A 25,603-nucleotide genomic window follows, 5' to 3' on the forward strand; every position below is an offset into this window, starting at 1 on the left:
GCCGCCCAGCCCCCGCGGCGCCGCCCGGGCCTCCGGACGGCCCAACTCCCGCCAGTTAACGGCCCGATAACTCAACACACCTTGCGCCGCGCACTCCCTTGACACCCTCGTCCCGACCGGCGACCCTTCAACTCATCACCGGTGGGAGCGCTCCCACGGTACCTGACACGTACACAACCCGCACGTTCCCCGCCCGAGCCGCAGCGAAAACATACGGGCCTACCTGCAGATGGCCGGGGGGTCGGCACGTCAGGGCAACAGGAGGACGCAATGCGAGCACGTACCCTCCCCCCTTCTCGGCTCGGCTCGAGCGGGGGGACCGCAATCGGCCGCAGGGCGGTGGTCCTGGCGGCGGTCACGACGCTGGGCGCCGGGCTGCTGGCCGGCTGTGCCGACGACGGCAAGGACTCGTCCGACTCGTCCGGCGGCGGTGGCAAGACCACCATCACGCTGGGCCTCTTCGGTACCCAGGGCTTCAAGGAGGCCGGCCTCTACGCCGAGTACCAGAAGCTGCACCCCGACATCAAGATCCAGGAGAACGTCACCGAGCGCAACGAGAACTACTACCCGGCGCTCGTCAACCACCTCACCACCAACAGCGGCCTGATGGACGTCCAGGCCGTCGAGGTAGGGAACATCGCCGAGGTGGTCGGGACGCAGGCGGACAAGCTCCAGGACCTGTCCAAGGCCCCGGGCGTGGACAAGAGCAACTGGCTGGACTGGAAGTGGCAGCAGGCCACCACCAAGGACGGCCGGACCGTCGGCCTGGGCACCGACATCGGCCCGATGGCGATCTGCTACCGCAAGGACCTCTTCGAGAAGGCCGGCCTGCCCAGCGACCGCACCCAGGTCGGCGCCCTGTGGGCGGGCGACTGGAGCAAGCTCGTCGGCACGGGCCGGCAGTACCAGAAGAAGGCGCCCGCCGGCACCTACTTCATGGACTCCCCCGGCGGTCTGCTCAACGCCATCCTCGGCAGCGAGAAGGAGAAGTTCTACGACGCCTCGGGCAAGGTCGTCTACAAGACCAACCCGGCCGTCAAGAACGCCTTCGACCTGACCGCCTCGGCCGCCGAGGACAAACTGGTCGGCTCCCAGACCCAGTTCCAGCCGACCTGGGACCAGACGATCGCCAACAGCAAGTTCGCCGCCGTCGCCTGCCCGCCGTGGATGCTCGGCTATCTCAAGGGCAAGTCGAAGCCGCAGGACGCCGGCAAGTGGGACGTCGCCCCCGCGCCGAAGGCCGGCAACTGGGGCGGCACCTTCCTCGCGGTGCCCAAGAATGGCAGGCACGTCAAGGAGGCCGAGGAGCTGGTCGCCTGGCTGACCGCGCCGAAGCAGCAGGCCAAGCTGTTCGCTGTCCAGGGCAGTTTCCCGAGCGCCCCGGCCGCCTACGAGATGCCCGAGGTCAAGGACGCGAAGAACGCCATGACCGGTGACGCGCCGATCGGCGAGATCTTCGCCCAGGCCGCCAAGTCCATCCCGCTGCAGACCATCGGCCCCAAGGACCAGATCATCGGGGCCGGCCTCGGTGACAACGGCGTCATCCTCGTGACGAAGGGCAAGTCGCCCGCGGAGGCCTGGAAGACGGCGACCAAGACGATCGACAACAACCTGGAGAAGTGACCGGCATGTCACCCCGGCACGACACCGCCGCGCCCCCCGTGAAGGACGGGGGCGCGGCCCCGGTCCGCGGTCCCGCCGCGCCCGCGCCGCAGGCGCAGGCGGAGGCCAAGCGCCGGGCCCGGTTGTCCCGCCGCTGGCAGCGGGACATGCGCTGGAGCCCCTACGCGTTCGTCTCCCCCTTCTTCCTGCTCTTCGTGGCGTTCGGCCTGTTCCCGCTGGTGTACACCGGCTGGGCCTCGCTGCACACGGTGGAGCTGACCGCGCCCACGGACATGGAGTGGGCCGGTCTGCGCAACTACACCCGGATCTTCGACGACGACTTCTTCTGGAACGCCGCGAAGAACACCCTGACCATCGGCGTCATCTCGACGGTGCCGCAGCTGATGATGGCGATGGGCCTGGCCCACATCCTCAACTACAAGCTGCGCGGCTCCACCTTCTACCGGGTCGCGATGCTCAGTCCGTACGCGACCTCGATCGCCGCCGCCTCGCTGGTCTTCGTGCTGCTGTTCGGCCGCGACTACGGCATGATCAACTGGGCCCTGCACTTCGTCGGGGTCGACGCCGTCGACTGGCAGAACGACAAGTGGCCGTCGCAGATCGCGGTGTCCTCCATCGTCATCTGGCGCTGGACCGGCTACAACGCGCTCATCTACCTGGCGGCCATGCAGGCCATCCCGCAGGACCTGTACGAGTCGGCGGCGCTGGACGGCGCCAACCGCTGGCAGCAGTTCCTCCACGTGACGCTGCCGCAGCTGCGCCCGACGATCCTGTTCACCACCGTGGTGTCGACGATCGGGGCGAGCCAGTTGTTCGGCGAACCGCTGCTGTTCGACTCCATCAAGGGCGCCTCGGGCGGCGCCAACCACCAGTTCCAGACGCTGGGCGTCTACCTGTACGAGCAGGGCTGGGTCAACCAGCACCTCGGCCGGGCCTCCGCGATCGCCTGGACGATGTTCCTGATCCTCATCCTGATCGGGGCCGTCAACTACGTCATCTCGCGCCGGCTGCGCGCCAGTAGTGAGGAGAACCGGCCGTGACGACGACCCTGACCCATCCCACCGCCGACGCACCGCCCGAGGCCAGGCGCGTCCGGCGGCCCAAGTCGGCCCGCGCCGGCGGGCAGATGCACGCCGGCCCCGTCGCCTACGTCATCCTGGTGCTGTTCACCGTCGGCTCGCTGTTCCCGCTGGTGTGGAGCGCGATCGCCGCGTCCCGCGACAACACCAGGCTGGCACAGACGCCACCGCCCCTCTGGTTCGGCTCGAACCTCATGCACAACCTCCAGGTGGCCTGGACGGAGGCCAATCTGGGCGAGGCGTTCCTCAACACCACGATCGTGGCGGGGATCTCCGCCGCCACGATCGTCTTCCTGTCGACCATCGCCGGGTTCGCCTTCGCCAAGCTGCGCTTCAAGGGCAGGGGCGCCCTGATGCTGGTCGTGATCGGCACGATGATGGTGCCGCCGCAGCTCAGCGTCATCCCGCTGTACATGGCGGTGGCCGAGCTGGACTGGACCGACCAGCTGCAGGCCGTGATCCTGCCCTCGCTGGTCAGCGCGTTCGGTGTGTTCTTCATGCGGCAGTACCTGCTGCAGGCGCTGCCGGACGAGATCATCGAGGCCGCGCGGGTGGACGGCGCGAGCAGCTGGCGCGTGGTGTGGCACGTGGTGTTCCCTGCGGCGCGGCCGGCGATGGCCGTGCTGGGGATGCTGATGTTCGTGCAGACCTGGAACGACTTCCTGTGGCCGTTCCTGGTGCTGACCCAGACGGGCAGCCCGACCGTGCAGGTCGCCGTCGCGGGCCTGGGCCGCGGGTACACCCCGGACCAGTCGCTGATCATGGCGGGCGCGCTGCTCGGTACGCTGCCGCTGCTGCTGATCTTCGCGATCTTCGGCAAGCAGATCGTGGGCGGCATCATGCAGGGCGCGGTCAAGGGCTGAGCCTCTCCCCGCGCCTGCCCCCGGCACGCCGGGGCGCGCCCCGTCCGCCGCCGCGCCGCCGCAGGGCCGCGGGGCCGGGTCACCGCCGCCCCGGCCCTTCCGCCTTCCCCGTCTCCTCTCCGTTCCTCCACGACCTGCTATGGGAGCGCTTCCATGTCTGAGTCCGCACAGCCGGCGACCCCGGTGACCTTTCCCCCCGCCTTCCTCTGGGGCGCGGCCACCTCCGCGTACCAGATCGAGGGGGCGGTGCGGGAGGGCGGCCGGACGCCGTCGATCTGGGACACCTTCAGCCATACCCCGGGCAGGACGGCCGGCGGCGACACCGGTGACATCGCCGTCGACCACTACCACCGCTACCGCGAGGACGTGGCGCTGATGGCCGAGCTGGGCCTGAACGCCTACCGCTTCTCCGTCTCCTGGTCGCGGGTGCAGCCCACCGGCCGGGGCCCGGCCGTGCAGGTGGGCCTGGACTTCTACCGCCGGCTGGTGGACGAGCTGCTGGCCCACGGGATCAAGCCCGCGATCACCCTCTACCACTGGGACCTGCCGCAGGAGCTGGAGGACGCGGGCGGCTGGCCGGAGCGCGACACGGCGCTGCGCTTCGCCGAGTACGCGCACATCGTGGGCGAGGCGCTCGGCGACCGGGTGGAGCAGTGGATCACCCTCAACGAGCCGTGGTGCAGCGCCTTCCTGGGCTACGGCTCCGGTGTGCACGCCCCCGGCCGCACCGACCAGGCGGCCTCGCTGCGCGCGGCGCACCACCTGAATCTGGCGCACGGTCTGGGCGTCCAGGCGCTGCGCTCGGTGATGCCGTCCCGCAACAGTGTCGCCGTCAGCCTGAACTCCTCGGTGGTCAGGCCGCTGTCGCAGGAGCCGGCGGACCTGGCGGCCGCGCGGAGGATCGACGACCTGGCCAACGGCGTGTTCCACGGGCCGATGCTGCACGGGGCGTACCCGGCGACCCTGCTGGAGGCGACCTCGTCGGTCACGGACTGGTCGTACGTCCTCGACGGCGATCTGGCGGCCGTCCACCAGCCGCTGGACGCCCTGGGCCTGAACTACTACACCCCGACGCTGGTGTCGGCGGCCGGCGCGGCGTCCACGGGGTCGCGCGCGGACGGCCACGGGGCCAGCGCCTTCTCGCCCTGGCCGGGCGCGGACGACGTGGCCTTCCACCAGACGCCGGGCGAGCGCACGGAGATGGGCTGGACGATCGACCCGGGCGGCCTGCACGAGCTGATCATGCGCTACACGCGGGAGGCGCCCGGGCTGCCGGTCCACATCACGGAGAACGGCGCGGCCTACGACGACAAGGTGGACTCCGACGGCCACGTGCACGACCCGGAGCGCATCGCGTACCTGCACGGCCATCTGTCGGCGGTGCGCCGGGCCATCGAGGACGGGGCGGACGTCCGCGGCTACTTCCTGTGGTCCCTGATGGACAACTTCGAGTGGTCCTACGGCTACGCCAAGCGGTTCGGCGCGGTGTACGTGGACTACGCGACCCTGGAGCGGACGCCGAAGTCGAGCGCCCGCTGGTACGGGGAGGCGGCGCGGACGGGCACGCTGCCGGAGGTGCCGGCCGTCTGACCGGGCCCGCGGCACGGCGTTGTGGGGGGGGGACGCCGTGCCCCGTGCCGCGCGGGTCAGCCGTCCTTGCGGACGGTGAGGGTCAGCTCCTGGACCGCGTGGTCGGAGAGCCCCTCGGGGTCGCGGAAGGCGTAGCGCTCCGCGCTCGCTCCCCGGCTGGTGAAGGCCAGGTCGAGCCGCCACCACCGGAGCCAGGCGGCGCCCCGGTGCCAGCTGACGGGGTAGAGCGACGCGCAGGCCCGCAGGGCGTCGGTGGCCACCGCCGACAGCCGGGCGATGTCGCCCTGGGAGCGGCTGAGGTTGAAGTCGCCGGCGACGACAGCCGGGAGGCCGTTGGCGCGGAGGTCGTCGATCAGCCGGTCGAGCTGGCGGTTGCGGCTGCTCAGCCGGTCCCGGATCTCCCGGTAGAGGGCGGCCCGGAACGGGTTCTCCAGGAACACGTGCACGGGCAGGTGCACGTTGTAGGTGGACAGCACCGGTGCGCCGGGCAGGCTGTCCACGCGCAGGTCCACCCGGAACACCTCGGGCGCCCCGATGTCGGGGGTGGCCACGACGGGGAAGCGCGAGAGGGTGACGAACTGCCCCCGGATCAGCACGTGGTGGCCGGGGAACTCGCGCTCCAGTCGGTCCCGGAAGTCCACCGGGACGGGCGGGGCGTGCACGCCGGCGTCGTAGATGTGCTCCTGGAGCAGGTACACGTCGGCGTCCAGGCGGCGCAGGAACGCGTAGAAGGCCTCGGTGTCGACCTCCTCGTCCCAGTGCTCCGTGTTCCAGCACACCACGCGGATCCCGTCGGCGGCCGGGCGGCGCAGGCCCCGCAGTGCCCGCGGGGACAGCCCGCAGTGCCGGGCCCCGAGCGCCAGGGAGGCCACCGCGGCAGCGGCGGTCCACCCGCGCGGGCCGCCGGTCCCGGCCGCGGCGCCCGCCAGCAGGCAGACGGGCACCAGGACGTGGACCGGCGGCGGCAGTACGTCCGTCGTCGCCCACCACCACACGCGGTGGGTCAGCAGGCGGTCCGCCAGCTGGAAGGCGAGCCAGCAGGCGGCACCGACCGCGAGGAGGACGTTCAGCGGTGTCATGCGGGCGTCGTCACCCCTGGGGTCAGCGCGGAGTCGTAGATGCCGCGGAAGCGGCGGGAGAACAGGCAGGCCAGGCCGCCGGTGATCACGCCCACGCCCACCGTGAGGTTGACCAGCACGTTGACCGCCGCGAAGTAGCCGAGGAAGGCCGCTCCCTTGTGCCGGGCGACGCAGCGGTACAGGCCGGTGTCGCACGCCAGGGCGGCGGCGAGCACGAGCAGCGGGACCAGTGCCCAGGCCGCGCCCAGCAGGAACGGCAGCGGCAGGGTGGCGGCGAACAGCAGGGTGACCGCGCTCGCCCAGGCCCGGGGTCCGGTGGCGTAGCCGCCGGGCAGTCCGCGGCGGCGCAGGTACAGCGGGATGGCCAGCCGGGTGCGCTGGTACACCTTGCTCAGGACCAGCCGCAGGGTGTCGTCGTTGTCGTGCCGGCCCACCACGGCGGAGGTGCTCAGCGCCCCGTAGCGCGTCGCGAGGCGCAGCCCGAAGTCCTGGTCCTCGGTGTGGCGCAGCCGGGGGTTGAAGCCGCCCAGCTCGGCGAAGACGTCCGCCCGGATGGCGAAGGTGTTGGTGTGCACGGTGCTGATCCTGCCCTCGGAGGCGGCCAGCGCGTAGTACTGCTGCAGGCAGCGGTACTCCTCCATGCGGCTGTCGCGGATGAGCGGGTCCGGGTCGTAGATGCCGCAGACCGCGCCGAGGGTCGGGTCGGCGAGCAGCAGGCGGACGGACTGCGACACCGCGTCGGGGGCCAGGGCCACGTCGGAGTCGACGAAGACCAGGATCTGACCGGAGGCCCGCGCGGCACCGAGGTTGCGGGCCACCGCGACGCCGCCGTTGCCGCCGGTGCTGACGGCGGTGACGCCCATGGCGGCGGCGACCGCCACGGAGTCGTCCGTGCTGCAGTCGTCGATCAGGACGATCTCTATGGAGGGGTAGTCCTGGTTCTGGATCGCTGCCAGGCACAGCGGCAGGGACCGGGCGTAGTTGTAGTTCGGCACGATGACCGACACCAGGGGCTGGTGCTCAGACATGGGGTGTCCCCTTCGGTTCGGCGGTCAGAAGAAGACCTTGGCGAGGGAGAGTGCTCCCTGGCGCCAGGGCTCGACGCTGGTGACGCCCCCGGCCGCGGGACGGCGGGCGGGCTGCCGCCGCTGCTCCCGCCACCACGCGTAGGTCCGCAGGATGGAGTCCTGGTTGGAGTAGCGGGGGCTGAAGCCCAGGCGGTCCCGGGCCCGTTCGGTGCTGACGAAGGAGTCGTCGAGCAGTTTGTGCAGCAGGCGGCCGTAGACCGGGGACAGCCGGCTGCGTTCCAGCAGGCGCAGTGTGGCCAGCGCCGGCCGGGCGGGCAGGGGCACCACCCGTTTGCCGTGGCCCGCCGCGTCCAGCACGGCCTGGAAGTCCTCCCGCAGCGTGCCGAAGGAGGCCGCGCCGAGGTTGAAGGTGTCGTCGGCCCGCTCGGCGGGGGCGTGCAGCGCGGTGATCACGGCGTCGACGAGGTCGTTGACGTCGAACATCTGGATGCGGACGTCGCCGCGCCCGAGGACGGGGAAGTTGCGGCCCTCCTCGGCCCACTCGAAGAGCATGGCGAACAGGCCCATCCGGCCCGGTCCGAGGAACGTCTTCGGGCGCAGGATCGGCAGGCACATGTCGCCGCCGCGGAACGACTCGCACACCTCCTCCGCCTCGGCCTTGGCGGCGCTGTAGGTGTCGACCGGCCGCCGCGGGTACTCCTCGGTGGTGGGCACGACCGTCGGCAGGCCGTAGACGGCCGTCGAGGAGATGTGCACGACGCGGGGCACGCCCTGGGCGGCGGCCGCGGTGAGGACGCTCCGGGTGCCGCCCACGATGACCGAACGGATCTGGTCGGTGGGGTAGCTGGGCAGCGCCGCGGCGCAGTGCACCAGGGCGTCGGCGTCCGCGAGGGCGTTCTTCATCGCCGCGCCGTCCCGGACGTCGGCGATCGTGACGTCCAGTCCGTCGGGCCCGCCGGCCGGGGCCCCGTCGGTGCCGGCGGCCCAGCGGGAGGTGTCGGGGGCGCGCAGGTCCACGCAGCGGACGTGGTGCCCGTCCTTGAGCAGTGCGCCGATCAGGTTGGAGCCCAGCATCCCGGCCCCGCCCGTCACCACCACGTTCATCCTGTCCGTCACCACAGCGACGACACCTTCTCCTGCACGAACTTGGTGAGCAGGCGCGGGAGCCCCTTGGCCAGGGTCGCGTCCAGGGCCTCCAGGAACCGTTCGACCTCGGGCTGCTCCACGACGAGCGGCGGGCCGACGACCAGCGGGTTGCGCCCGTTGAGGGTGTAGTAGGTGTAGATGTCGTGCTCGCGGTAGAGCGCGTTCACCACCGACGAGGTGATCAGCTTGGTCAGGAACCGGGGGTCCTTCGTCATCCCGCCGGGCACCAGCTTGGCCGCCAGCTCCAGCAGCTTCGGCCCCTCCCGCAGGAAGACGCCGTGCAGCGCCCCGGCGCCGCGCACCTCCGAGACGGTCTCCGCGTGCTCCTTGGCGATGCGCTCCAGGCCGGGGGCGAGCACCCGCTCGATGGCCCGGGCCCGGGCCGGGTAGTCGTCGTCCACCACGATGTTGATCGCCTCGATGGCGGTGGCGGTCTCCTCGCCGAAGCCGTAGTACGTCGTGCTGGTGCTCTGCAGCAGGGCGTCCATCATGTTGTCGTAGGCCCGGCGGAAGACCGGTTCGCGGGCCACGTAGGCGGAGACGGAGGACTTGCCGCCGCCGAAGGACTTCGACGTGGTCACGATGTCCGGGACGAGGTCCGGGTAGCGCATGAAGTAGAAGAGGCTGCCGGTCTTGCCCCAGCCGGTGTAGATCTCGTCGAAGATCAGCACGATGTCCTCGCGCGTGCACAGGGCCCGCAGCCCGCGCAGGAACTCCTCCGAGCACCAGCGCATCGTGGAGGCGCTGAACGGCTCGACCAGGATCGCGTAGACGTCGCTGTCGCCCTTGCGCGTACGGGACCCGGCCACCTCGGCGCGGATCGCGTCGAGGTCGCCGTACGGGTAGGCGGTCACGCCCTGGATGCCAGGGAAGCGGAACGTCTCCTGGGCCTGCCCGGTGAGGCTTCCCGACCCCAGCAGCTTGCCGTGGAAGGCGATGTCGGCCCGCAGGACGCGCTGCCGGGAGCCGTTGTGGTACTTGTACGCGAGCTTGACCGCGCCCTCCACCGCCTCCGCGCCGGAGTTGGGGAAGAAGGACATGTTCAGGTCGCCCGGGAGGAGCTGCGCCAGGTTGTGGCCGAGCGCGGCGACGTAGGGCGAGAAGTAGGTCTTGTGCACCTCCATCCGCTGCTCCTCCTGGAAGCGGCGGCGCGCGGCCAGGATCCGGGGGTGGTTGTGCCCGTGGTTGAGCACGCCGACGCCCCCGGTGAAGTCGAGGATGCGCCGGCCGTCGCGCTGGTGGAGGTAGGCGCCCTCGGCGCGCTCGACCAGCTCCCTGCCGAACCCGAAGGACGTCATCAGGGACACCTGACTGCGGTTGACGTGCCGCCGGTACAGGTCGTGCACCTCTTTGGTGGTCAGGGCCTGGGTGTCGTCGATGGTCAACAGCTTGCTCATTGTTCCCCTGTCCTTGAGTTCTTCTGCGGTGCGGGGCTCGGGTGGGAGGAGGACGGGCCGGCGGCGCGGCGGGCCCGGCGTCGGGCGTACAGCAGCGCGCCCCCGGCGACGGCGACCTCGCTGGCGGTGCAGACGACCCGGCTGGTCACCGCGACCGCGCCGGCGGTCGGCCAGGGCAGCACGTCGGAGAGCGCCAGCATGAGGATCGCCTCGCGGGCGCCCCAGCCGTCCGGCAGGACGATGGCGAGGCTGCTGAGGGCGGTGGCCAGCGCGAAGCCCCCGACGCACAGCGGCAGCGCGCGCGGCGCGTCGGCGCCGAACAGGACCGCGAGCAGCCACAGGTGCAGCCCGGAGACCAGCCAGGAGCCGAGGGCGGCGGCGATGCCGCGGCGCATTCCGGCGTCGGTCGCGGTGGCCTCGGGCGGCCTGCGGCGCGCCACCCGCGCGGCCGCCCGCAGCGCCGTGTCGAGGAGCCCGGGCCGGGCGATCCACACCGCCAGCAGGCCGGCCGGCAGCAGCAGCCACCAGGTGCGGCCGCCCAGCAGCGCCGGTCCGCAGACCAGGCCCAGGGCGAGCCCGGTGAGCGTGCCGACCGCGAGGTTCAGCAGGAACACGCCGGTCATGACCGAGTGGGAGAAGCCGGCGGCCCGTCCCAGGCGCAGCTGGGCGAGCAGGCCCCAGACGCGGCCGGGCACGAACTTCCCCAGGAACGAGGTGAAGTAGATGCGGGCGGCGGCCGGCAGGCCGACCGGCGGTCCCAGGCCGGTCAGCAGGGCCCGCCAGGTCACCAGGGAGATCAGTACGCCCACGCCGTTGGCGGCGAACGCCGCCGCGAGCCAGGGCAGGGACCCCGGGCGCAGCGCCAGGTCCGCGAACTCGCCGATCCGTCCGCGCAGGGACAGCCACAGCCCGGCCGAGGCGGCCAGGAAGAACACGGCGGACAGCACCGTGCGCCCGGCGCCCCGCCCGGCCGCACGCGTCTGAGGCGCCGCCTCGGTCACCGTCACGGTGCGGACGCCCTGTCCGGTGATCCGGCCGGGGCGGGGACCGGCCGGCCGAAGCTCCGGTCGGCCAGCATCCGCAGACCGCCCCAGGCGGCGCCCAGGACGATCGACAGCTGGACGAGCAGGTGGACGCCGGTGAAGTACACCAGGAAGGCGGGGCCCCGCTGCCGCAGCACGAAGCGGGACAGCCCGGGGTCGGACAGGGCGGCCAGCAGCAGGCACAGCGCCGGCACGACGGGGGCGAACGGCAGCAGGGGCAGCGTCGCCACGGTCAGGGCGACCGCGAGCACACCGGCCATGCTGTGCGCGCGGACCGCGTTCTTCTGCGCCCGGTGCGCCGCCGCGAACGGGATCAGCAGCTGGGCGCGCCGGGCCTGTTCGCGCAGCAGGTCGCGCAGGCTGTCGGCGTCGTCGTGGCGGCCGCTGACGGTGTCGGTCAGGCGGATCCGGCAGCGGCCGTGCAGCCGGTTGCTGTACTCCAGGTCCTCCGAGTCCCGCAGTCGCTCGTTCAGCGGGCCCACCGCCTCGAAGACCTCGCGCCGCACGGCGCCCAGCGCGAAGAACGCCGAGGCCACGACGCCGACGCTGCGGCGGTGGAAGTAGTGGGCGTGCAGCATCCGGTACCGCTCGACCGGGCCGTCGTCGAACAGCGGCTCGGCGGCCGGCACGCCGTGCACGAAGCCGCAGCCGGGGTCCTCGGTGAGGACCCGCACCGCGTTCTCCAGGGCGTCGGGGGCGAGGGCCACGTCGGAGTCGACGAAGAAGAGGACGTCCCCGCGGCTGGCCGCCGCCCCCCGGTTGCGCACCGCGGACACGCCGCTGTTGCCCGGGTTCTCGATCAGCGTGCACGGATACCGGCGGATGATCTCCCGGGAGCCGTCCGTGCTGGCGTCGTCGACCACGATGACCTCCAGCGGCTGGAGGGTCTGGGCGAACACGGCGTCCAGGCAGGAGGGCAGGGTCTTCTCGTAGTTGTAGTTCGGGATGATGACGGAGACGGTCGGGTTCTCGGGTCTCATGCGGCCTTCCCACGGTTCACTGGTCATCGGCTCGGAAACCCGCTGACGAGTGCCGGATGAGCGGACAGGAGCGAAGTGAGGGCGAGGCAGGCGCAGCACAGCAGCGCGCTCATGACGACGCGGCGGTCGCGCAGCAGCGTCTCGGCCGGGTCTCCGCCTCCCCCTTCCATCATCACGATCTGGAGGTAGCGGAAGAGTCCGTACAGCACGAACGGCATCGTCAGCAGCAGGGCCACCTGGCCGAAGGGCTGCGCCGCGTCGTTCCGGAGGAAGCAGGTGTACCCCAGCATCGCCACGCCCGCGCTGACGAGCACGGCCTGGTCGAGGAGTGGGCGCGAGTACCCCTCCAGGGTCGGGCGGTGGCGGCCGGCGCCCGCTCCGAGCCCCAGTTCGTGACGCCTCTTGCCCAGGCTGAGCATGACCGACGCCGCGTAGACCGACAGGACGAGCCACACCGACACGGGTATGCCGCCCGCCAGCGCTCCCATGACGACGCGGAGGGCGAAGCCGGCCGCCACGACGAAGACGTCGACCAGGGAGATGTGCTTGAGCCGGTGGCTGTAGAGGACGTTGAGGACGAGGTAGGCGGCGATCGGCCAGGCGGTCCGCCAGGGGCCCGCCGCGGTGACGGCCACCAGGGCGGCGGACAGGAGCACCGCGCACAGGACGGCCACGCGGACGGAGACGCGCCCGGAGGCGATCGGCCGCGCCCGCTTGACGGGGTGCAGGCGGTCCCGCTCGCGGTCGGCCACGTCGTTGACGACGTAGACGACCGAGGAGGCCAGGACGAACAGGCCCACCGCCCAGGTCATGCGGGACGCCGTGTGCCAGTTCCAGTGCGCGCCGCCGACCAGCGGCAGGCCGACGGCCACCACGTTCTTGGGCCACTGGCGCGGCCGCAGCAGCCGCACGAGGTCCCGTGCCCGCATGCCCTGCGCGGCGGCGGGCGGGCTCAGACGCGGTTCCGTCGTGAAGGTCATGCCGTCGCTCCGCCGGGGTCGAGACTGCGCGGTTGGGGGTGTCTCGTGCCCCTGGGGCCTCTGTCGCCCCGGGGGCGCGGGTCCGCTGTGGGGCGCTGGTGGGTGGTCATGGCTCTCCTTTGCGGGCATCACCGTGGGGCCATGGGGCCGGAAGGCGATCGTGCGGGCGAACGATGGGTGCGGCCGGGGCCGGCCGGGTCCCTCCCGCGGGGAGGCAGGGGGCCGCGGCCGGAGCCGTCCCCGGTGCGGGTCCGGCGGACGTGCCGAGAGTGCACGGCCGCGCCACCGCCGACAAGAACCGGTCCGCGCGGTGCGAGGCCGGCCGCCCGGTGTCCGCACGGCCGGGTCCCGGCGGGCCCGCGGAACCCGCCCGGGACGTGAAGCGACCGGTCAGCGGCGGTTTCGGGGCGTGCGCGGAGGCGGTCGCCGCGGGGCGTGATCACCGGTTCTCCAGTCATCTCTTGGCGGCTCTCCAGCGCGCGCCTGCCGGCGCTCTGGGGGTGCTGCGGCGCGAGTGCACCGGGGCTGGTGCGGCGCTGTGGGCCGCGCCGAGCGAGGCTCTGGCGTGGCGCGACCGGCGGCGCGGGCGCGCGCGGGCGTTGGACGGCGGGCCGGATGCGGACGCGCGGGACAGCGCGCGGCCGGATCGGGGGCGCTGGGCACGAGGGCGAGCAGGCCGGTACCGGGTCTGCGGGGCCGTTGCCGGGCTGCGGCGCGGGCTCAGGAGGCACGGCGCGGCGTGTACGGCAGGGCTCAGGGCGAGCAGGCCGGTGCGTGGCGGCGGCGCGAGGTCACGGGGGTCGGCTTGACGGGGCACGAGCAGGCCAAGTCCGGGCCCCCGGGCCGGAACCGGGGCGGGCAGCCGGGTGCCTGACGGCGGCTCGGGCTCGGGAGAGTCGGCGCCGGGGGCCGCCGGGACCCGCGCGGAAGGGCCCGGCGCCTCACGGGCACGCGCACAGCACCGCCGGCACCGCGCGCGACGCACGCGCACCGCGCACGAGCGGGCCGTGCCCGGCAGCGGCGCGCGCTCACGAGGAACAGCGCCGGGGCCGGGGACCCGCGCGGGAAGGCCCGGTGGCGCCTGACAGCCCCAGGGGCACGCGCACGCGACGGCCGACGCCGGGCACCGCACACCGCGCACGAACAGGCCGACGCCTGGCGGCGGCGCGAGCTGAGGAGGCTCGGCGCCGGGCGCCGGGGCCCTGCGCGGGAAGGCCGGCCACGGGAGCCGGGACCCCTCGCGGGAAGGCCGGTGCCTCACGGGCGCGGACACCGGCGCGGGTCGGCCGGCACCCGGCGCCGCACAGGCCGGGCCCGGCACCGGAACGCCGGGGTCCGGTCGGCCCCGGGGTCCGGCCCCCGCGGCGTGCCCGTCGCCGGGGACGGACCTCGTGGGAGGCGGCGGGCGCGCCGCTCAGGCGGCGTTCAGCCGGTTCAGCAGGCCGGCGTCCAGTTCGAGGTCCAGCGCGCCCAGGCACTCGTCCAGCTGGGCCACCGAACTCACCCCGAGCACCGGCAGGACGCTCGGCGATCCCTGCATGAGCCAGGCCAGCGCCACCTGGTTCCGCGTGGCGCCCACCTCGTCCGCGACCTGGCCCAGCACCGACAGCCGGGCCGGGGTGCCGGGGTGGTCGTACTGCTCGGGGACCGGGCGGTCCGCGTGGGAGAGGGCGCCGCCCAGCAGGGTGGAGTAACCGAGCAGCGTCAGGTCCGGCTCCGAGCCGACGTAGTCGAGGACCTCCTCGCTGACGTGGGGGTTGGCGCCGAAGTCCGCTCCGGGCCGCGGCCGCAGGTAGGTGGCCCGCTGCTGGACGCAGGTGTATCCGGCCACCCCGGCCTCCCGGGCCAGCGCGCGGGCGCGCTCGATGCGCCAGGCCGCGTGGTTGCTGCAGCCGAGCAGTCGCACGGAGCCGCGCTCGACCAGCTCCCCGAACGCGGCGACGGTCTCCTCCAGGGGCGTGCGCCGGTCCTCGATGTGCGCGTAGTACAGGTCGATCCGGTCGGTCCCGAGCCGCTTCAGGCTGGCCTCCGCCTGACGCCGGATCACCTCCGCCGACAGTCCTTCGGCGGCCTGCGGCCACGGGGCGTCCAGGGGCACGGGCAGGGCGCCGACCTTGGTGGCCAGCACCATCCGGTCGCGCACGCCGCGGCTGCTCAGCCACCGCCCGATCAGCGCCTCGCTCTCCTCGCCGGTCCCGCCGTCGGCCCAGAACGCGTAGGTGTTGGCGGTGTCGACGAACGTGCCGCCGGCCTCCAGGAACCGGTCGAGGACGGCGAACGCCGTCGCCTCGTCGGTCGTCGTCCCGAAGTGCATCGCGCCCAGGCAGAGGGCGCCGGCGTCCAGTCCCGTCTCCCCGCCGATCCGTCGTTGCCTCATTCGCCGTCCTCTCCTGCGTCACGGGCACCGGAAGACGCCGTGCGGGACACCGCCGCGTACCGCGCGGCGCCGGGCAGGGCGTCGGCGTCCGGACTGTAGGGGACGACCATGGCGGGAAGCGATCGTGATCGTCGCTCACGGGACACACGGGTCACGGATCGAGTGGCCGAAGCCGTTCGGCGCCCCCACGGGCCACGCCGCCGGCGGTCCGGCGGCGCCGGGCGCGGCCGTCCGGCGGTGTGCTCCGCCGCGGCGCCGCGGCGCCGCCTCCGGTCACACATGCGCCCATCTGTTCGGATGACATATGCGGCAAGATCACCACGCTGCGCGGGACCGGCCGTCGCCGCCGCCCGGCCGGGGAATGGCGAAACTTTCGAAGCGACAGTCGCCCCGCAGAAGGAATGCAATTACCCGACAACGATGTCGGAAAAATCCCCTATGCACTTCCGCCGGCCTCCCGGAAAAGAGCACGATCCAGCCACTCTCAAGCGTGTCATGACAGCGCAAAATCCTGCCAGTCGCCGCAGCGACGTGATAGCTTTCCCATGTTGATCTCCGAGTGGATGGTTCTACCTTTGCGGCGTTAATCTCACATTGCACAGCGCTTGGCCCTTTCGGGCCTCGACTACGGGGAGAGTGCTTCAATGGACATATCCGCGCACGTTCTCGGCGACTTACTGGTATCGGCCGCACAGCGCAACACGACCCCGAGCGCCCCGAAGCAGCGTCAGGTGCTCGCACTCCTGTCGGTCCGCGCCAACCGGCTGACGGTACTGGAGGACCTGTACCGGGAACTGTGGGGCGACCGGCCCCCGCGCACGGCGGCGGCGACCGTCCACACCTACGTCGGCCAGTTGCGGCGCTCCCTCGCGCAGGCCCTGGACACCACCTCCCAGGACGTCTCCGAGCGCCTGCTGATCACCCAGCCCGGCGGCTACCTCCTCCGCGTGGCCCCCGACCGGCACGACTTCGCCCAGTACCAGCGACTGCTGGAGAAGGCGGACGCCGCCCGGCGCACCCGGCAGGCGGAGGAGGCGGTGCTGCACTACCGCGCGGCCCTGCGGCTGTGGCGGGGACCGGCGCTGACGGACATCAACTGCGGGCCCGTGCTGCGGGTCTGGGCCGAGCGCGCCGACGAGTCCCACCTGAACGTCACCGAGAAGCTCATCGCACTCGAACTCCAGCTCGGCAATCCCCTCGAGGTGCTGAGCGACCTGCGTGAACTCGCGGCCAGCCACCCGCTGCACGAGAACCTGCACGGCCAGCTGATGATCGCCCTCTTCCAGGCCGGCCGCCGGAACGAGGCGCTCGAGATCTACCACTCCCTGCGCAAGCGCATCGTCGGCGAACTCGGCCTGGAGCCGTCCGCACGGCTGACGCTCCTCCAGCAGGAAATCATCAAGTCACGGCCGAACCACCTGGAGCGCATCGACTACCGCGATCTCCAGTTCAGCGCCTAGCCGGAATTCCCCCCGGAATTCACATCCATTTAACCGGCAAGCCCGTCGTGTGCATTTCCCCGCACGACCGCACACGGCTGCCCGGAAAAGAATGCTGCGCATTTCCCACACCATGACCCAGCGCCCCACGGACTGAGTCAGAAGGGGGCAACCATGCCCACGGACCAGAATGCGGAGACCACGTACAACGCCTACGCCCACGGAGCCTCCGTGCGGGCCGCCTGGCTCGCCGGGCGACGTGCCCCGGCGGCGCCGGCCGAGGCCGACCCCGTGCCGGTGCGCCGCAGCCCCGGCCTGCCGCTCGCCACCGCGCAGGTGGCGGACAACCTCGACCTGGTGGGCAAGATCTACCAGGAGTCCGTCTACCCGAGCGTGCTCAGCGTCGCCCGGGGCGGACGCCTGGACTCGCCGCTGGTGGTCGACCTGGACCCGACGACGGTGTGCGACCTGGCGTGCCCCGAGTGCATCAGTTCCAACGTGCTGCACCACGGGCAGCTGTCGAAGGACCGCATCGTCGAACTGGCCGAGGAGCTGACCCGGACCGGCGTCCGGGCCGTCATCCTCATCGGCGGCGGCGAGCCGCTGCTGCACCGGGCCATCGACACCGTGATCGAGACCCTGCACCACGCCGGCATCCGGATCGGGCTGGTCACCAACGGCACCCAGATCCACCGCCACATCGACCACCTGGCCGGGATGCTGTCGTGGGTGCGGGTCTCGGTGGACGCGGGCACCGAGGAGACGTATCCCCTCTTCCGGCCCAGCCGGGGCGGGCGCAGCATGTTCCCCCTGGTGGTGCGGAACATGCGCCTGCTGGCCGAGCGCAAGGCGGGACGGCTCGGCTACTCGTTCCTGCTGATGCAGCGCTTCGCGGCCGACGGCTCGCTGGAGGCCTCCAACTACGAGGAGGTCTACGAGGCGGGCCGGCTGGCGAAGGAGATCGGCTGCGACTACTTCGAGCTCAAGGCGATGCTCGACCAGGACCACTTCACGGTCAACCAGGACGAGCGGTCCATCGACCTCGTCAACGAGCAGTGGCAGCGCCTGGAGAGGCTGCAGGACGACTCCTTCCACCTGCTGAGGTCGTCCAACTGGGAAGCCGTACGGCAGGGCGCCGACCCCCACCAGCCCAAGGAGTACACCACCTGCGCCGTCGCCGAACTGCGCACCACGGTGACCCCGACGGGCGTCTACGTCTGCCCCTACCACCGCGGGAACGACAAGGCGCGCATCGGGGACATCCGGGAGACGTCGTTCGCGGAGCTGTGGCGGCGGGCCGACACCTCGGTCATCGACCCGAGCACCGACTGCCGGTTCCAGTGCGCCCGCCACGCGACGAACGTCGCGGTCGGCGAACTCGCCGGGCCGGACCGGTCGGCCGCGCTCGTGCCCGACTTCGACCCCTTCATCTGAGGGCCGTCTCCGTACGAAGGAAGGAACAGCCTTGCGCATAGCCGTGATCGGGGCGGGCCCGGCCGGACTGACCAGTGCCAAGCAGGCGTTGGCGGCAGGCCACGAGACCGTCCTCTACGAGCGCACCGAGGAGGTCGGGGGCATCTGGAACCCCGCCTCGGGCGGCGCCTACGACGGTGTGCGGATGCAGAGCTCGCGGATGAGCTTCCCCTACTCCGACTTCGCGCCCTCGTTCGACACCGGCTTCGCCACCCGGGCCGAGGTCCACGGCTATCTGCGGGGCTACGCGGAGCGGTCCGGCGTGCTCGCGGTCGCCCGGTTCGGCCACACCGTGACCGAGGTGGTCAAGCGGGACGGCGCCTGGCGGGTGACAACGCTGTCCGGCGGGAGGACGGCCACGGACGGCTTCGACGCCGTCATGGTGGCCAGCGGCGAGCTGTGGGAGTCGCGCCGGCCGGCGTTCGTACCGGACCCGTCCACCGGGGTGCGGGTCCTCACCGCGAAGGACTACCGCAGCGCGCGGGACGTCACCGGCCGCCGGGTGCTCGTGGTGGGCGGCGGGGTCAGCGGCGCCGACATCGCCTCCGAACTGGCCGCCCACGGCACGCCGGTGGACTGGTCCGTCCGCCGCCGCGCGCTGTTCCTGCCCCGCTCCTGCGCCGGCCACTACAACGACGCCCTGCTCTCCTACGTCGGCCGGGTCGCGGTCGAGGAACTGCCGTACCAGGACTACCTGAAGTGGCTGGAGTCCCTGCTGCCCGACTACTTCGCCCTGTACCGGGCGACGGGCCTGCTGCCCGACGAGGGCTTCCACGGCGCCGTCCACGTCAACGACCGGATCGTGCCCGCGGTGCACAGCGGCGCGGTCGGGGTGGTGCCCGCCTTCCAGCGCTTCGAGCCGGACGGACGCGTCGTGCTCACCGACGGCTCGGCGCACCGGTACGACACCGTGCTGCTCTGCATGGGCTACGGGCCGCCGAACTACGACTTCGTCCCCGCCCTGCGGCGCGAGGAGCTGTACGAGCACTTCTTCCACCTGCCCGACCCGACCCTCGCCGTGATCAACACCCCGGTCGACACCGAGGCGTTCGGCACCGCCTGCCCGTACTTCGAGGCCATAGCGGGCTGGGCCCTGCGGGTGTTCAGCGGCGAGGCCGTCCTCCCGCCGCCGGCGGAGCGGGCCGACTGGTGCGCGCGGCACATGAACCGGCTGGAGGACCGGCGCCACTACGACTGCTGGCTGGAGACCATCAGGATCGGGCTGGCCGCCGGCACGCTGCCCGACCCGGAACGCGACTTCACCGGGTACTGGCGGATCGTCTCCCGCCAGGTCGACCCGGCCGCCCTGCGGCCCGGCGGGACCGAGCCGCGGCCCGCCGTGTACGACCGCGCCCTGTTCGACATGGACGACCTCAGGCACCGGGTGCTCGCCGCGCTGCCCCCGACGGCGCGCGCCCACCTTCTGGCCTCGCGGCAGATCACCGCCGCCGACGCCGAGGCCGCCGAACGCGTGCCGCCCGGTCGCCGGATCAGCCCCGAGCTGCCCTACCGCCAGCGCGGCGCCGCCGGCCGGGAGCACCCGTGACCGCGACGGCGGCCGACGGCGGGCCGCCCCGCTCACGCGTGGCGGCGCTGCGGGCGGGCGCCGCCGAGCTGGTCCGGGACGGCGCGCTCGGCGGGCTGGTCGGCACCACCGGGCTGATCGGCGTCGGCGGGGCGATGGTCACCTCGTCGGTCAGCCTCTTCCTGGCCGACGAGGTGAAGGCCGCCCCGCTGATGATCGGCCTCTTCTTCGCCGGCCGGGCGGTGCTGGAGATCAGCTCCGACCTCGTGGTCGGCGTGATGTCGGACCGCATCGGCAACCGCCGCACCCTGCTCGCCGTCTGCTCGCTGCTGTCGGCGGCGGGTGCCTTCAGCTACATGGTGCTGCGCGAGTACTACCTGCTCTTCGCCGCCGGCGCCGTGTTCTTCGGCCTCGGCAGTGCCTGCTTCTCGCAGCTGTTCGCCTACACCCGCGAGTTCGCCGACCACCGGACGCTGAACGCGGCCTTCTTCAACGCGGCCCTGCGCTCGGTCACCTCGGTCGCCTGGATCGTCGGGCCGCCGCTGGCCTTCGTCCTGATCGGCTCCCGCGGCTTCGCCTTCCTGTTCTGCACGGCCGGAGTGCTCTACCTCGCGGCCGGCGCCCTGTGCGTGTGGCGGCTGCCGAACCTCGCCCCGGCCGCCGACTCCGCCGCCGGGGTGCGCCGGCCCTACTCCGGTCTGCCGCGCTCCACCTGGCTGCTGCTGGCGGCGATCGTGCTGCTGCTCGCCGTCAACAGCGTCTACCAGATCGACATCTCCCTGTTCGTCACCAGGGACCTCGGGCTCGACACCGGCTTCACGGGAGTGCTCCTCGGGCTGAGCGCCGCCCTCGAGGTGCCGGTGATGATCTTCTTCGGGGCACGGGCCCGGCGGATCGGGCTGTGGCGCCTGATGGGGGCCGCGGCCGTCTGCGCGACGCTGTTCTTCTGCCTGCTGCCGCTGGCCACGTCCCCGTCCGCGCTCGTCGCGCTCCAGCTGCTCAACGCCTTCTGGACCTCGGTCGTGCTGAGCGTGCCCGTGACCATCCTCCAGGACGCCATGGCCACCCGCGTCGGGGTGGCGTCCTCGCTGTACTCCGGCGCGTTCAAGGCCGGGATCCTGCTGGGCGGTTCCACCACCGGGGTGGTCACCGAGTGGGCCGGCTTCACCGACGTCTTCTGGGTGTGCGCCGCGCTGGCGGCAGCCGCCACCCTGCTACTCGCCCTCGGGAGGGACCATGGAAAAGACCGCACCGCTGTGCAGCGTGGTCGTGCCGACGTACAACCGGGAACGGCTGCTGCGGCTCACCCTGGAGTCGCTGGCCCGGCAGACACTGCCGGCTGACGCCTTCGAGGTCCTCGTCGCCGACGACGGCTCGGCGGACGGCAGCGCCGCCGTGGCGGCCGAGTTCGAGCAGCGGCTCCGGCTGCGGTACCTGTACCAGGAGGACCAGGGCTACCGGGTGGCCGCCGCACGCAACCTGGGACTGGCGCACGCCTCGGCGCCCGTCACCGTGTTCGTGGACTCGGGCGTGATCCTGCACTCCGGCGCCCTCGCCGCGCATGTCGACAGCCACCGCGACACGGACGGCCCGGTGGCCGTCTGCGGGTACGTCTACTGCTTCAACGAGGACAACGAGGACGGCGCGCTGATCGAGCGGGCCATCGACTACGCCGACCCGGACGCCACCATGGCCGAGCTCGCCCGGCAGGGCCGGTGGCTCGACATCCGGGAGGAGTTCTACGCCAAGTACACCGACGACATCGCCGGCCTGCCGGCGCCCTGGCTGGTCTGGTGGACCTGCAACGTCTCCGCGCGGACGGAGCAGCTGCGGGCGGTGGGCGGTTTCGACGAGGCCTACCGCTCCTGGGGGGCGGAGGACGTCGACCTGAGCTACCGGCTGCACCGGGACGGCGCCCGCTTCGTGCTGAACAGGGCCGCGTCCGCCATCCACGTGCCCCACCCCAAGAGCTACAGCGAGAACATGCGCGCGGTCGCCGGGAACTACCGCTACTTCGCCGAGAAGTACGACACCCCGATCACCCGCCTGGTCCCCGACCACCACTTCTTCGAGATCAACGACCTGATCGCCGAACGGCGGCTCCCGTCGTGCCCGGACCACCTGCGCACCCCGGACCCCGAGGCGGGCTCCGTGCTGGTCTTCGCCCCCCACCCCGACGACGACGTGATCGCGTGCGGCGGCACCATCGCCCGCAGGACGGCGCAGGGGGCGCGGGTCGGCATCGTCTTCTCCACCGACGGCTCCCGCTCGCACTCCGCCGTCCTCGGCATGGACACCCCCACCCCCGAGGAGCTGACCGTCATCCGCAAGGGCGAGGCGGAGGCGGCCGCCCGCCGGCTCGGCGTGGACGCGGCGGCGCTGCGCTTCCTCGGCTTCACCGACACCGCCCTGGCCGACGCGCTGCCGGACTTCCGCACCGGGATCCTCAAGGTGCTGGCGGAGAACCGCGAGGTGGCCGAGGTCTACCTGCCGCACGACGTGAAGGAGCTCAACGCCGACCACCGGCTGACCGGCGAGGTCGTCCTGGAGTGCCTGCAGACCCTCGGGATGACCCCGAAAATCCACAAGTACGTGGTGTGGGACGAGCAGACCGAGGCCGAGTTCGTGTTCGTCAACCGCAACGAGCCCGACCCCGAGCGGACGGCGCCGGAGCGGCTGCTCGCCCGCGACATCGCGCCCCAGCTGCCCGCCAAGCGGGCCGCGCTGCGGGAGCACCGCACCCAGGTGACGCTCTACGCGCCCGGTCAGCAGCGCACCGTCGTCCCCCCGGCGTTCGTCGAACGGGTCTGCGAGCGCGAGGTGGAGGAGTTCTGGGTTGCCGACCGCTGAGCCGGGAGCGGCCCCCGGCCACCCGCCCGCCCCGTCCCCGACCGCACAGCCCCAGGAGAAACGGATGAGCCGACTGACCCACCACGCCGACTGGCCCGCCATCCGCTCGGACGTCCCGGTGTCCCCGGCGGACGAGCGGCGTGTCGAGGAGATCCTCTCCCAGCTCACGCTGGAGGAGAAGGTCGGCCAGATGATCCAGCCCGAGCTCGCCGAGCTGACCCCGCAGGACGTGCGGGACTACCACATCGGCTCCGCGCTGAACGGCGCCGGGATCTGGCCCGACGGCAACCGGCAGGCGAGCCGGGGCGACTGGGTGAAGACGGTGGACGCCTTCTGGGAGGCGGCCGACAGCGCCTACGAGGGCCGGCCGTTCCGCATCCCGTTCATGTGGGCGACCGACGCCGTGCACGGCCACAACAACGTACGCGGCGCCACGATCTTCCCCCACAACATCGGCCTCGGCGCGGCCCGCGATCCCGACCTGCTGTGCCGCATCGGGGCCGCGACGGCGCGCGAGATCGCCGCCACCGGGATGGACTGGACGTTCGCCCCGACCGTCACCACGCCCCGCGACCGCCGCTGGGGCCGGTACTTCGAGGGCTACGCCGAGGACCCGGAGGTCGTCCACGAGTACGCCTCCGCCATGGTGCGCGGGCTGCAGGGCGAGGCCGGCGGCACCGCGGACGACACCCGGGTCGTGGCCTGCGTGAAGCACTGGGTGGCGGACGGCGGCACCGCCGACGGCGCCGACCGCGGCACCGCCCGCTGCCCCGAGGACCTGGTCCGCAACATCCACGCGGTGGGCTTCTTCTCGGGCCTGCGGGCGGGCGCGCAGTCCGTCATGGTCTCCTTCAGCAGCTGGGAGAACGCCGCCAACTACGACCACTCGCCGGACACCGGCCCCGCCTACAACCACAAGATCCACGGCAGCCGCTACCTGATCACCGACGTCCTGAAGGGCCGCATGGGCTTCGACGGCATAGTGATCAGCGACTGGGACGCGCACGCCGAGGTCGCCGGCTGCACCGCCGGCGACGCCGGGTACGCGATCAACGCGGGCATCGACGTGCTGATGGTCGCCGGGCGCTCCGCCTGGCAGTCCGTGCACCGCACGACCTGCGAGCACGTCCGGGCCGGCCGGATACCGGCCGGGCGGATCGACGACGCCGTGCGCCGGGTGCTGCGGGTGAAGGCGCGGGCGGGACTGTGGGACAAGCCCCGGCCCCGGGAGCGGTCCCTGGCCACCCGCACCGACGTGCTCGGCTGCGCGGAGCACCGGGCGCTCGCCCGGGAGGCGGTGCGCAAGTCCCTCGTCCTGCTCAAGCACCGCCAGGGGGTCCTGCCGCTGTCCCGCTCCGCCCGGGTGCTCGTCACCGGCAGCGGCGCGGACGACATCCAGAAGCAGGTCGGCGGCTGGACGCTCACCTGGCAGGGCAACGACGTCACCCTGGACGACCTCCCCGGCGCCACGACGCTGGCCCAGGCGGTCCGTTCGGTCGTCGGCGAGGCCAACTGCACGGTCGACCCGGACCTGAGCACGGCCGACCCGGCGGGCTACGACGTGGCGCTGATGGTGCTCGGCGAGGACTCCTACGCCGAGATGCGCGGCACGATCAAACCGTGGGGCACCCTCTCCTACGCGGGCCTGAAGCGCTCCTACGCCCGCGACCTGGAGACCCTGCGCCGGCTGCGGGCCCGGGGGACCACGGTGGTGACGGTCTTCTTCGGCGGACGTCCCCTCTACCTCACCGAGGAGATCAACCTCTCGGACGCCTTCGTGGCGGCGTGGCTGCCCGGGACGGAGGCCGGCGGGATCACCGACGTGCTCTTCCGCGCCGAGGACGGGAGCACCGGGTACGACTTCCAGGGCAGGCTCGGCTCGTCCTGGCCGCGCACCGCGCGCTCGCACGCGGTCAACCGGATCCCGCCGCACATCCCCGGGTACCGGGTGCCCGACGAGGAGCAGGCGCCCGAGGGCGAGCACGAGCCCCTCTTCCCGTTCGGCCACGGGCTGAGCATGTCCGACGCCTCACCCGAGCAGCCGCTGCCCTTGGACACCTTCCGCGACGAGACGCCCGTGCCGCCGGTCACCGGGCCGCTGGAGGTGCGGGGCGGCGAGGGCTCCGGCTTCGTCCACCGCATCGGCGGCCACAACACCTGGTCCCGTCCGCAGATCTCGTTCGACGAGCCCACGGAGGTTCTGGTGCTGCGCATCGAGCCGCTGCGCGAGGCGGACCGGCCGCACGCGCTCGCGCTGCGCTTCAAGGGCCACCCGGCCTTCCTCTACGCACAGTTCGCCTCCGGCCTGCCCGCCGATCTGCGCGGGTACGCCGAGGCCGGCGCGTCGGTGGAGTTCGAGGTGCGCGTGTTCGAGGCTCCGTCGGGTCCGCTCCTCCTCGCCTGCCACGACGACTACCCCGCCCAGCCGGCCGTGGACATCTCCGCCACGCTCGCCGACCTGCCGACGGGCGAGTGGTCCACGGTGACCGTGCCGGTGGAGTCGCTGCGCGCCATCGGTTCGGACCTGCGCCACGTGGACGTGCCGTTCATGCTCTACACGGACGGCACGGCCCGGCTGGACGTCGGGCGGGTGCGGTGGGTGCCACGGGACACCCCGCGGGCGGACTGACCCCGGCCCGGTGACGCGAGAGGGCCGGGAAGGGCGGCGGGCCCTTCCCGGCCCTCTCGCGGCCGTTGCCGGCCCTTCCCGGCCGTTCCCGGTCCTGCCTGGGCCTTCCGGCGGGAGGACGTGGGCGGGACGAGGTCTTCCTCGCCGAGGAGAACGAACCTGCCCGCGCCCCTCCCCGGTGGGGGACCGCGGGCAGGCCTGCACCGCGGAGGGACGTGGGCGGGGGCCTTCTCAGCGGAGACACGCGGCAGGGGATCGCAATCGGCGGGGAAACGCGGTCAAGGGGCCCTCAGCGCGGAGGACCGGGCAGGAGACCCTCAGTGCGGAGAACCAGGCAGGGGCCCTCAGCGCGGAGGACCGGGCAGGGGAGCCTCGGCGCGGAGAACCAGGGCAGGGGACCCTCAGTGCGGAGGAACGCGGGGTACGGGGCTCGGCGGAGGAACGCGCGGATCCGCCGCCCTCCCCCCGGCGAAGAGACACCGGCGCGCGGCCTTCCCGGTGT

At 72.7% G+C, this 25,603-nt stretch carries 18 protein-coding genes; 10 read left to right on the forward strand and 8 right to left on the reverse strand.

Translation table 11 applies throughout. The features are described 5' to 3' along the window. Positions 1-270 precede the first annotated feature (270 nt). The 4 genes from ABZ920_RS04445 (at position 271) to ABZ920_RS04460 (ending at position 5,155) form a co-directional block, all read left to right on the forward strand. Positions 271-1,623 carry an extracellular solute-binding protein gene (locus tag ABZ920_RS04445; RefSeq protein ID WP_361498672.1) on the forward strand — a complete coding sequence of 451 codons (1,353 nt, stop codon included), beginning with the start codon at positions 271-273 and terminating at the stop codon, positions 1,621-1,623. A 5-nt stretch (positions 1,624-1,628) separates the two neighbouring features. Next, on the forward strand, positions 1,629-2,663 hold the full coding sequence (locus tag ABZ920_RS04450) for a sugar ABC transporter permease (protein ID WP_361498674.1): 1,035 nt from the start codon (positions 1,629-1,631) through the stop codon (positions 2,661-2,663). Then, positions 2,660-3,565: a carbohydrate ABC transporter permease gene (locus ABZ920_RS04455; RefSeq protein WP_361498676.1), complete on the forward strand. Its 906-nt coding sequence runs from the start codon at positions 2,660-2,662 to the stop codon at positions 3,563-3,565. Before ABZ920_RS04450 ends, ABZ920_RS04455 begins: the two co-directional genes overlap by 4 nt. 153 nt (positions 3,566-3,718) lie before the next feature. Continuing rightward, positions 3,719-5,155 (forward strand): GH1 family beta-glucosidase, encoded by a 1,437-nt coding sequence (locus ABZ920_RS04460; RefSeq protein ID WP_361498678.1) that lies wholly within the window; start codon positions 3,719-3,721, stop codon positions 5,153-5,155. Positions 5,156-5,211: 56 nt separating this feature from the next. On the opposite strand, the gene ABZ920_RS04465 is transcribed toward ABZ920_RS04460, so the two are convergent. The 8 genes from ABZ920_RS04465 to ABZ920_RS04500 form a co-directional block, all read right to left on the reverse strand. Further along, positions 5,212-6,234, reverse strand: coding sequence for an endonuclease/exonuclease/phosphatase family protein (locus tag ABZ920_RS04465; RefSeq protein ID WP_361498680.1), 1,023 nt, complete (start codon positions 6,232-6,234; stop codon positions 5,212-5,214). Continuing rightward, positions 6,231-7,262 (reverse strand): glycosyltransferase, encoded by a 1,032-nt coding sequence (locus tag ABZ920_RS04470; RefSeq protein ID WP_361498682.1) that lies wholly within the window; start codon positions 7,260-7,262, stop codon positions 6,231-6,233. The genes ABZ920_RS04465 and ABZ920_RS04470 overlap by 4 nt, the downstream gene beginning before the upstream one ends. A 24-nt stretch (positions 7,263-7,286) precedes the next feature. Beyond that, positions 7,287-8,366 (reverse strand): NAD-dependent epimerase/dehydratase family protein, encoded by a 1,080-nt coding sequence (locus ABZ920_RS04475; RefSeq protein ID WP_361498900.1) that lies wholly within the window; start codon positions 8,364-8,366, stop codon positions 7,287-7,289. An 8-nt stretch (positions 8,367-8,374) separates the two neighbouring features. Next, positions 8,375-9,805 carry an aspartate aminotransferase family protein gene (locus ABZ920_RS04480; protein ID WP_361498684.1) on the reverse strand — a complete coding sequence of 477 codons (1,431 nt, stop codon included), beginning with the start codon at positions 9,803-9,805 and terminating at the stop codon, positions 8,375-8,377. Beyond that, complete coding sequence (locus ABZ920_RS04485; RefSeq protein WP_361498686.1) at positions 9,802-10,812, reverse strand: lysylphosphatidylglycerol synthase domain-containing protein; 1,011 nt, start codon at positions 10,810-10,812, stop codon at positions 9,802-9,804. Before ABZ920_RS04485 ends, ABZ920_RS04480 begins: the two co-directional genes overlap by 4 nt. Then, a complete protein-coding gene (locus tag ABZ920_RS04490; protein ID WP_361498688.1) occupies positions 10,809-11,828 on the reverse strand; it encodes a glycosyltransferase family 2 protein in 1,020 nt (339 codons plus the stop codon). Before ABZ920_RS04490 ends, ABZ920_RS04485 begins: the two co-directional genes overlap by 4 nt. A 23-nt stretch (positions 11,829-11,851) precedes the next feature. Next, positions 11,852-12,808 (reverse strand): UbiA prenyltransferase family protein, encoded by a 957-nt coding sequence (locus ABZ920_RS04495; RefSeq protein WP_361498690.1) that lies wholly within the window; start codon positions 12,806-12,808, stop codon positions 11,852-11,854. A 1,414-nt stretch (positions 12,809-14,222) separates the two neighbouring features. Beyond that, positions 14,223-15,185: an aldo/keto reductase gene (locus tag ABZ920_RS04500; protein ID WP_361498692.1), complete on the reverse strand. Its 963-nt coding sequence runs from the start codon at positions 15,183-15,185 to the stop codon at positions 14,223-14,225. A 644-nt stretch (positions 15,186-15,829) separates the two neighbouring features. On the opposite strand from ABZ920_RS04500, the gene ABZ920_RS04505 reads away from it, so the two are divergent. The 6 genes from ABZ920_RS04505 to ABZ920_RS04530 all read left to right on the forward strand — a co-directional run bounded on the left by ABZ920_RS04505 (position 15,830) and on the right by ABZ920_RS04530 (position 25,101). Next, positions 15,830-16,645 carry an AfsR/SARP family transcriptional regulator gene (locus ABZ920_RS04505; RefSeq protein ID WP_361498694.1) on the forward strand — a complete coding sequence of 272 codons (816 nt, stop codon included), beginning with the start codon at positions 15,830-15,832 and terminating at the stop codon, positions 16,643-16,645. A gap of 153 nt (positions 16,646-16,798) precedes the next feature. Further along, complete coding sequence (locus tag ABZ920_RS04510; RefSeq protein WP_361498696.1) at positions 16,799-18,058, forward strand: radical SAM protein; 1,260 nt, start codon at positions 16,799-16,801, stop codon at positions 18,056-18,058. A 31-nt stretch (positions 18,059-18,089) separates the two neighbouring features. Next, entirely contained in the window at positions 18,090-19,643 is a 1,554-nt protein-coding gene (locus ABZ920_RS04515) for an FAD-dependent oxidoreductase (protein WP_361498698.1), read from the forward strand. Next, complete coding sequence (locus ABZ920_RS04520; protein WP_361498700.1) at positions 19,640-20,965, forward strand: sugar efflux transporter; 1,326 nt, start codon at positions 19,640-19,642, stop codon at positions 20,963-20,965. The genes ABZ920_RS04515 and ABZ920_RS04520 overlap by 4 nt, the downstream gene beginning before the upstream one ends. Beyond that, positions 20,859-22,472 carry a glycosyltransferase gene (locus ABZ920_RS04525; protein ID WP_361498702.1) on the forward strand — a complete coding sequence of 538 codons (1,614 nt, stop codon included), beginning with the start codon at positions 20,859-20,861 and terminating at the stop codon, positions 22,470-22,472. Before ABZ920_RS04520 ends, ABZ920_RS04525 begins: the two co-directional genes overlap by 107 nt. 64 nt (positions 22,473-22,536) lie before the next feature. Continuing rightward, positions 22,537-25,101: a glycoside hydrolase family 3 N-terminal domain-containing protein gene (locus ABZ920_RS04530; protein WP_361498704.1), complete on the forward strand. Its 2,565-nt coding sequence runs from the start codon at positions 22,537-22,539 to the stop codon at positions 25,099-25,101. The last annotated feature ends 502 nt before the right edge of the window (positions 25,102-25,603 follow it).

The sequence above is a fragment of the Streptomyces sp. NPDC046831 genome (assembly GCF_040645305.1).
Classification (GTDB): Bacteria; Actinomycetota; Actinomycetes; order Streptomycetales; family Streptomycetaceae; genus Streptomyces.

Bases quoted from the DNA above. Each gene is read 5' to 3' on its own strand.
- ABZ920_RS04445 (WP_361498672.1), top strand. From the start codon at position 271: ATGCGAGCACGTACCCTCCCCCCTTCTCGGCTCGGCTCGAGCGGGGGG.
- ABZ920_RS04500 (WP_361498692.1), bottom strand. From the start codon at position 15,185: ATGAGGCAACGACGGATCGGCGGGGAGACGGGACTGGACGCCGGCGCC.
- ABZ920_RS04495 (WP_361498690.1), bottom strand. From the start codon at position 12,808: ATGACCTTCACGACGGAACCGCGTCTGAGCCCGCCCGCCGCCGCGCAG.
- ABZ920_RS04530 (WP_361498704.1), top strand. From the start codon at position 22,537: ATGAGCCGACTGACCCACCACGCCGACTGGCCCGCCATCCGCTCGGAC.
- ABZ920_RS04465 (WP_361498680.1), bottom strand. From the start codon at position 6,234: ATGACACCGCTGAACGTCCTCCTCGCGGTCGGTGCCGCCTGCTGGCTC.
- ABZ920_RS04450 (WP_361498674.1), top strand. From the start codon at position 1,629: ATGTCACCCCGGCACGACACCGCCGCGCCCCCCGTGAAGGACGGGGGC.
- ABZ920_RS04470 (WP_361498682.1), bottom strand. From the start codon at position 7,262: ATGTCTGAGCACCAGCCCCTGGTGTCGGTCATCGTGCCGAACTACAAC.
- ABZ920_RS04480 (WP_361498684.1), bottom strand. From the start codon at position 9,805: ATGAGCAAGCTGTTGACCATCGACGACACCCAGGCCCTGACCACCAAA.
- ABZ920_RS04510 (WP_361498696.1), top strand. From the start codon at position 16,799: ATGCCCACGGACCAGAATGCGGAGACCACGTACAACGCCTACGCCCAC.
- ABZ920_RS04460 (WP_361498678.1), top strand. From the start codon at position 3,719: ATGTCTGAGTCCGCACAGCCGGCGACCCCGGTGACCTTTCCCCCCGCC.
- ABZ920_RS04490 (WP_361498688.1), bottom strand. From the start codon at position 11,828: ATGAGACCCGAGAACCCGACCGTCTCCGTCATCATCCCGAACTACAAC.
- ABZ920_RS04475 (WP_361498900.1), bottom strand. From the start codon at position 8,366: ATGAACGTGGTGGTGACGGGCGGGGCCGGGATGCTGGGCTCCAACCTG.
- ABZ920_RS04525 (WP_361498702.1), top strand. From the start codon at position 20,859: ATGGAAAAGACCGCACCGCTGTGCAGCGTGGTCGTGCCGACGTACAAC.
- ABZ920_RS04505 (WP_361498694.1), top strand. From the start codon at position 15,830: ATGGACATATCCGCGCACGTTCTCGGCGACTTACTGGTATCGGCCGCA.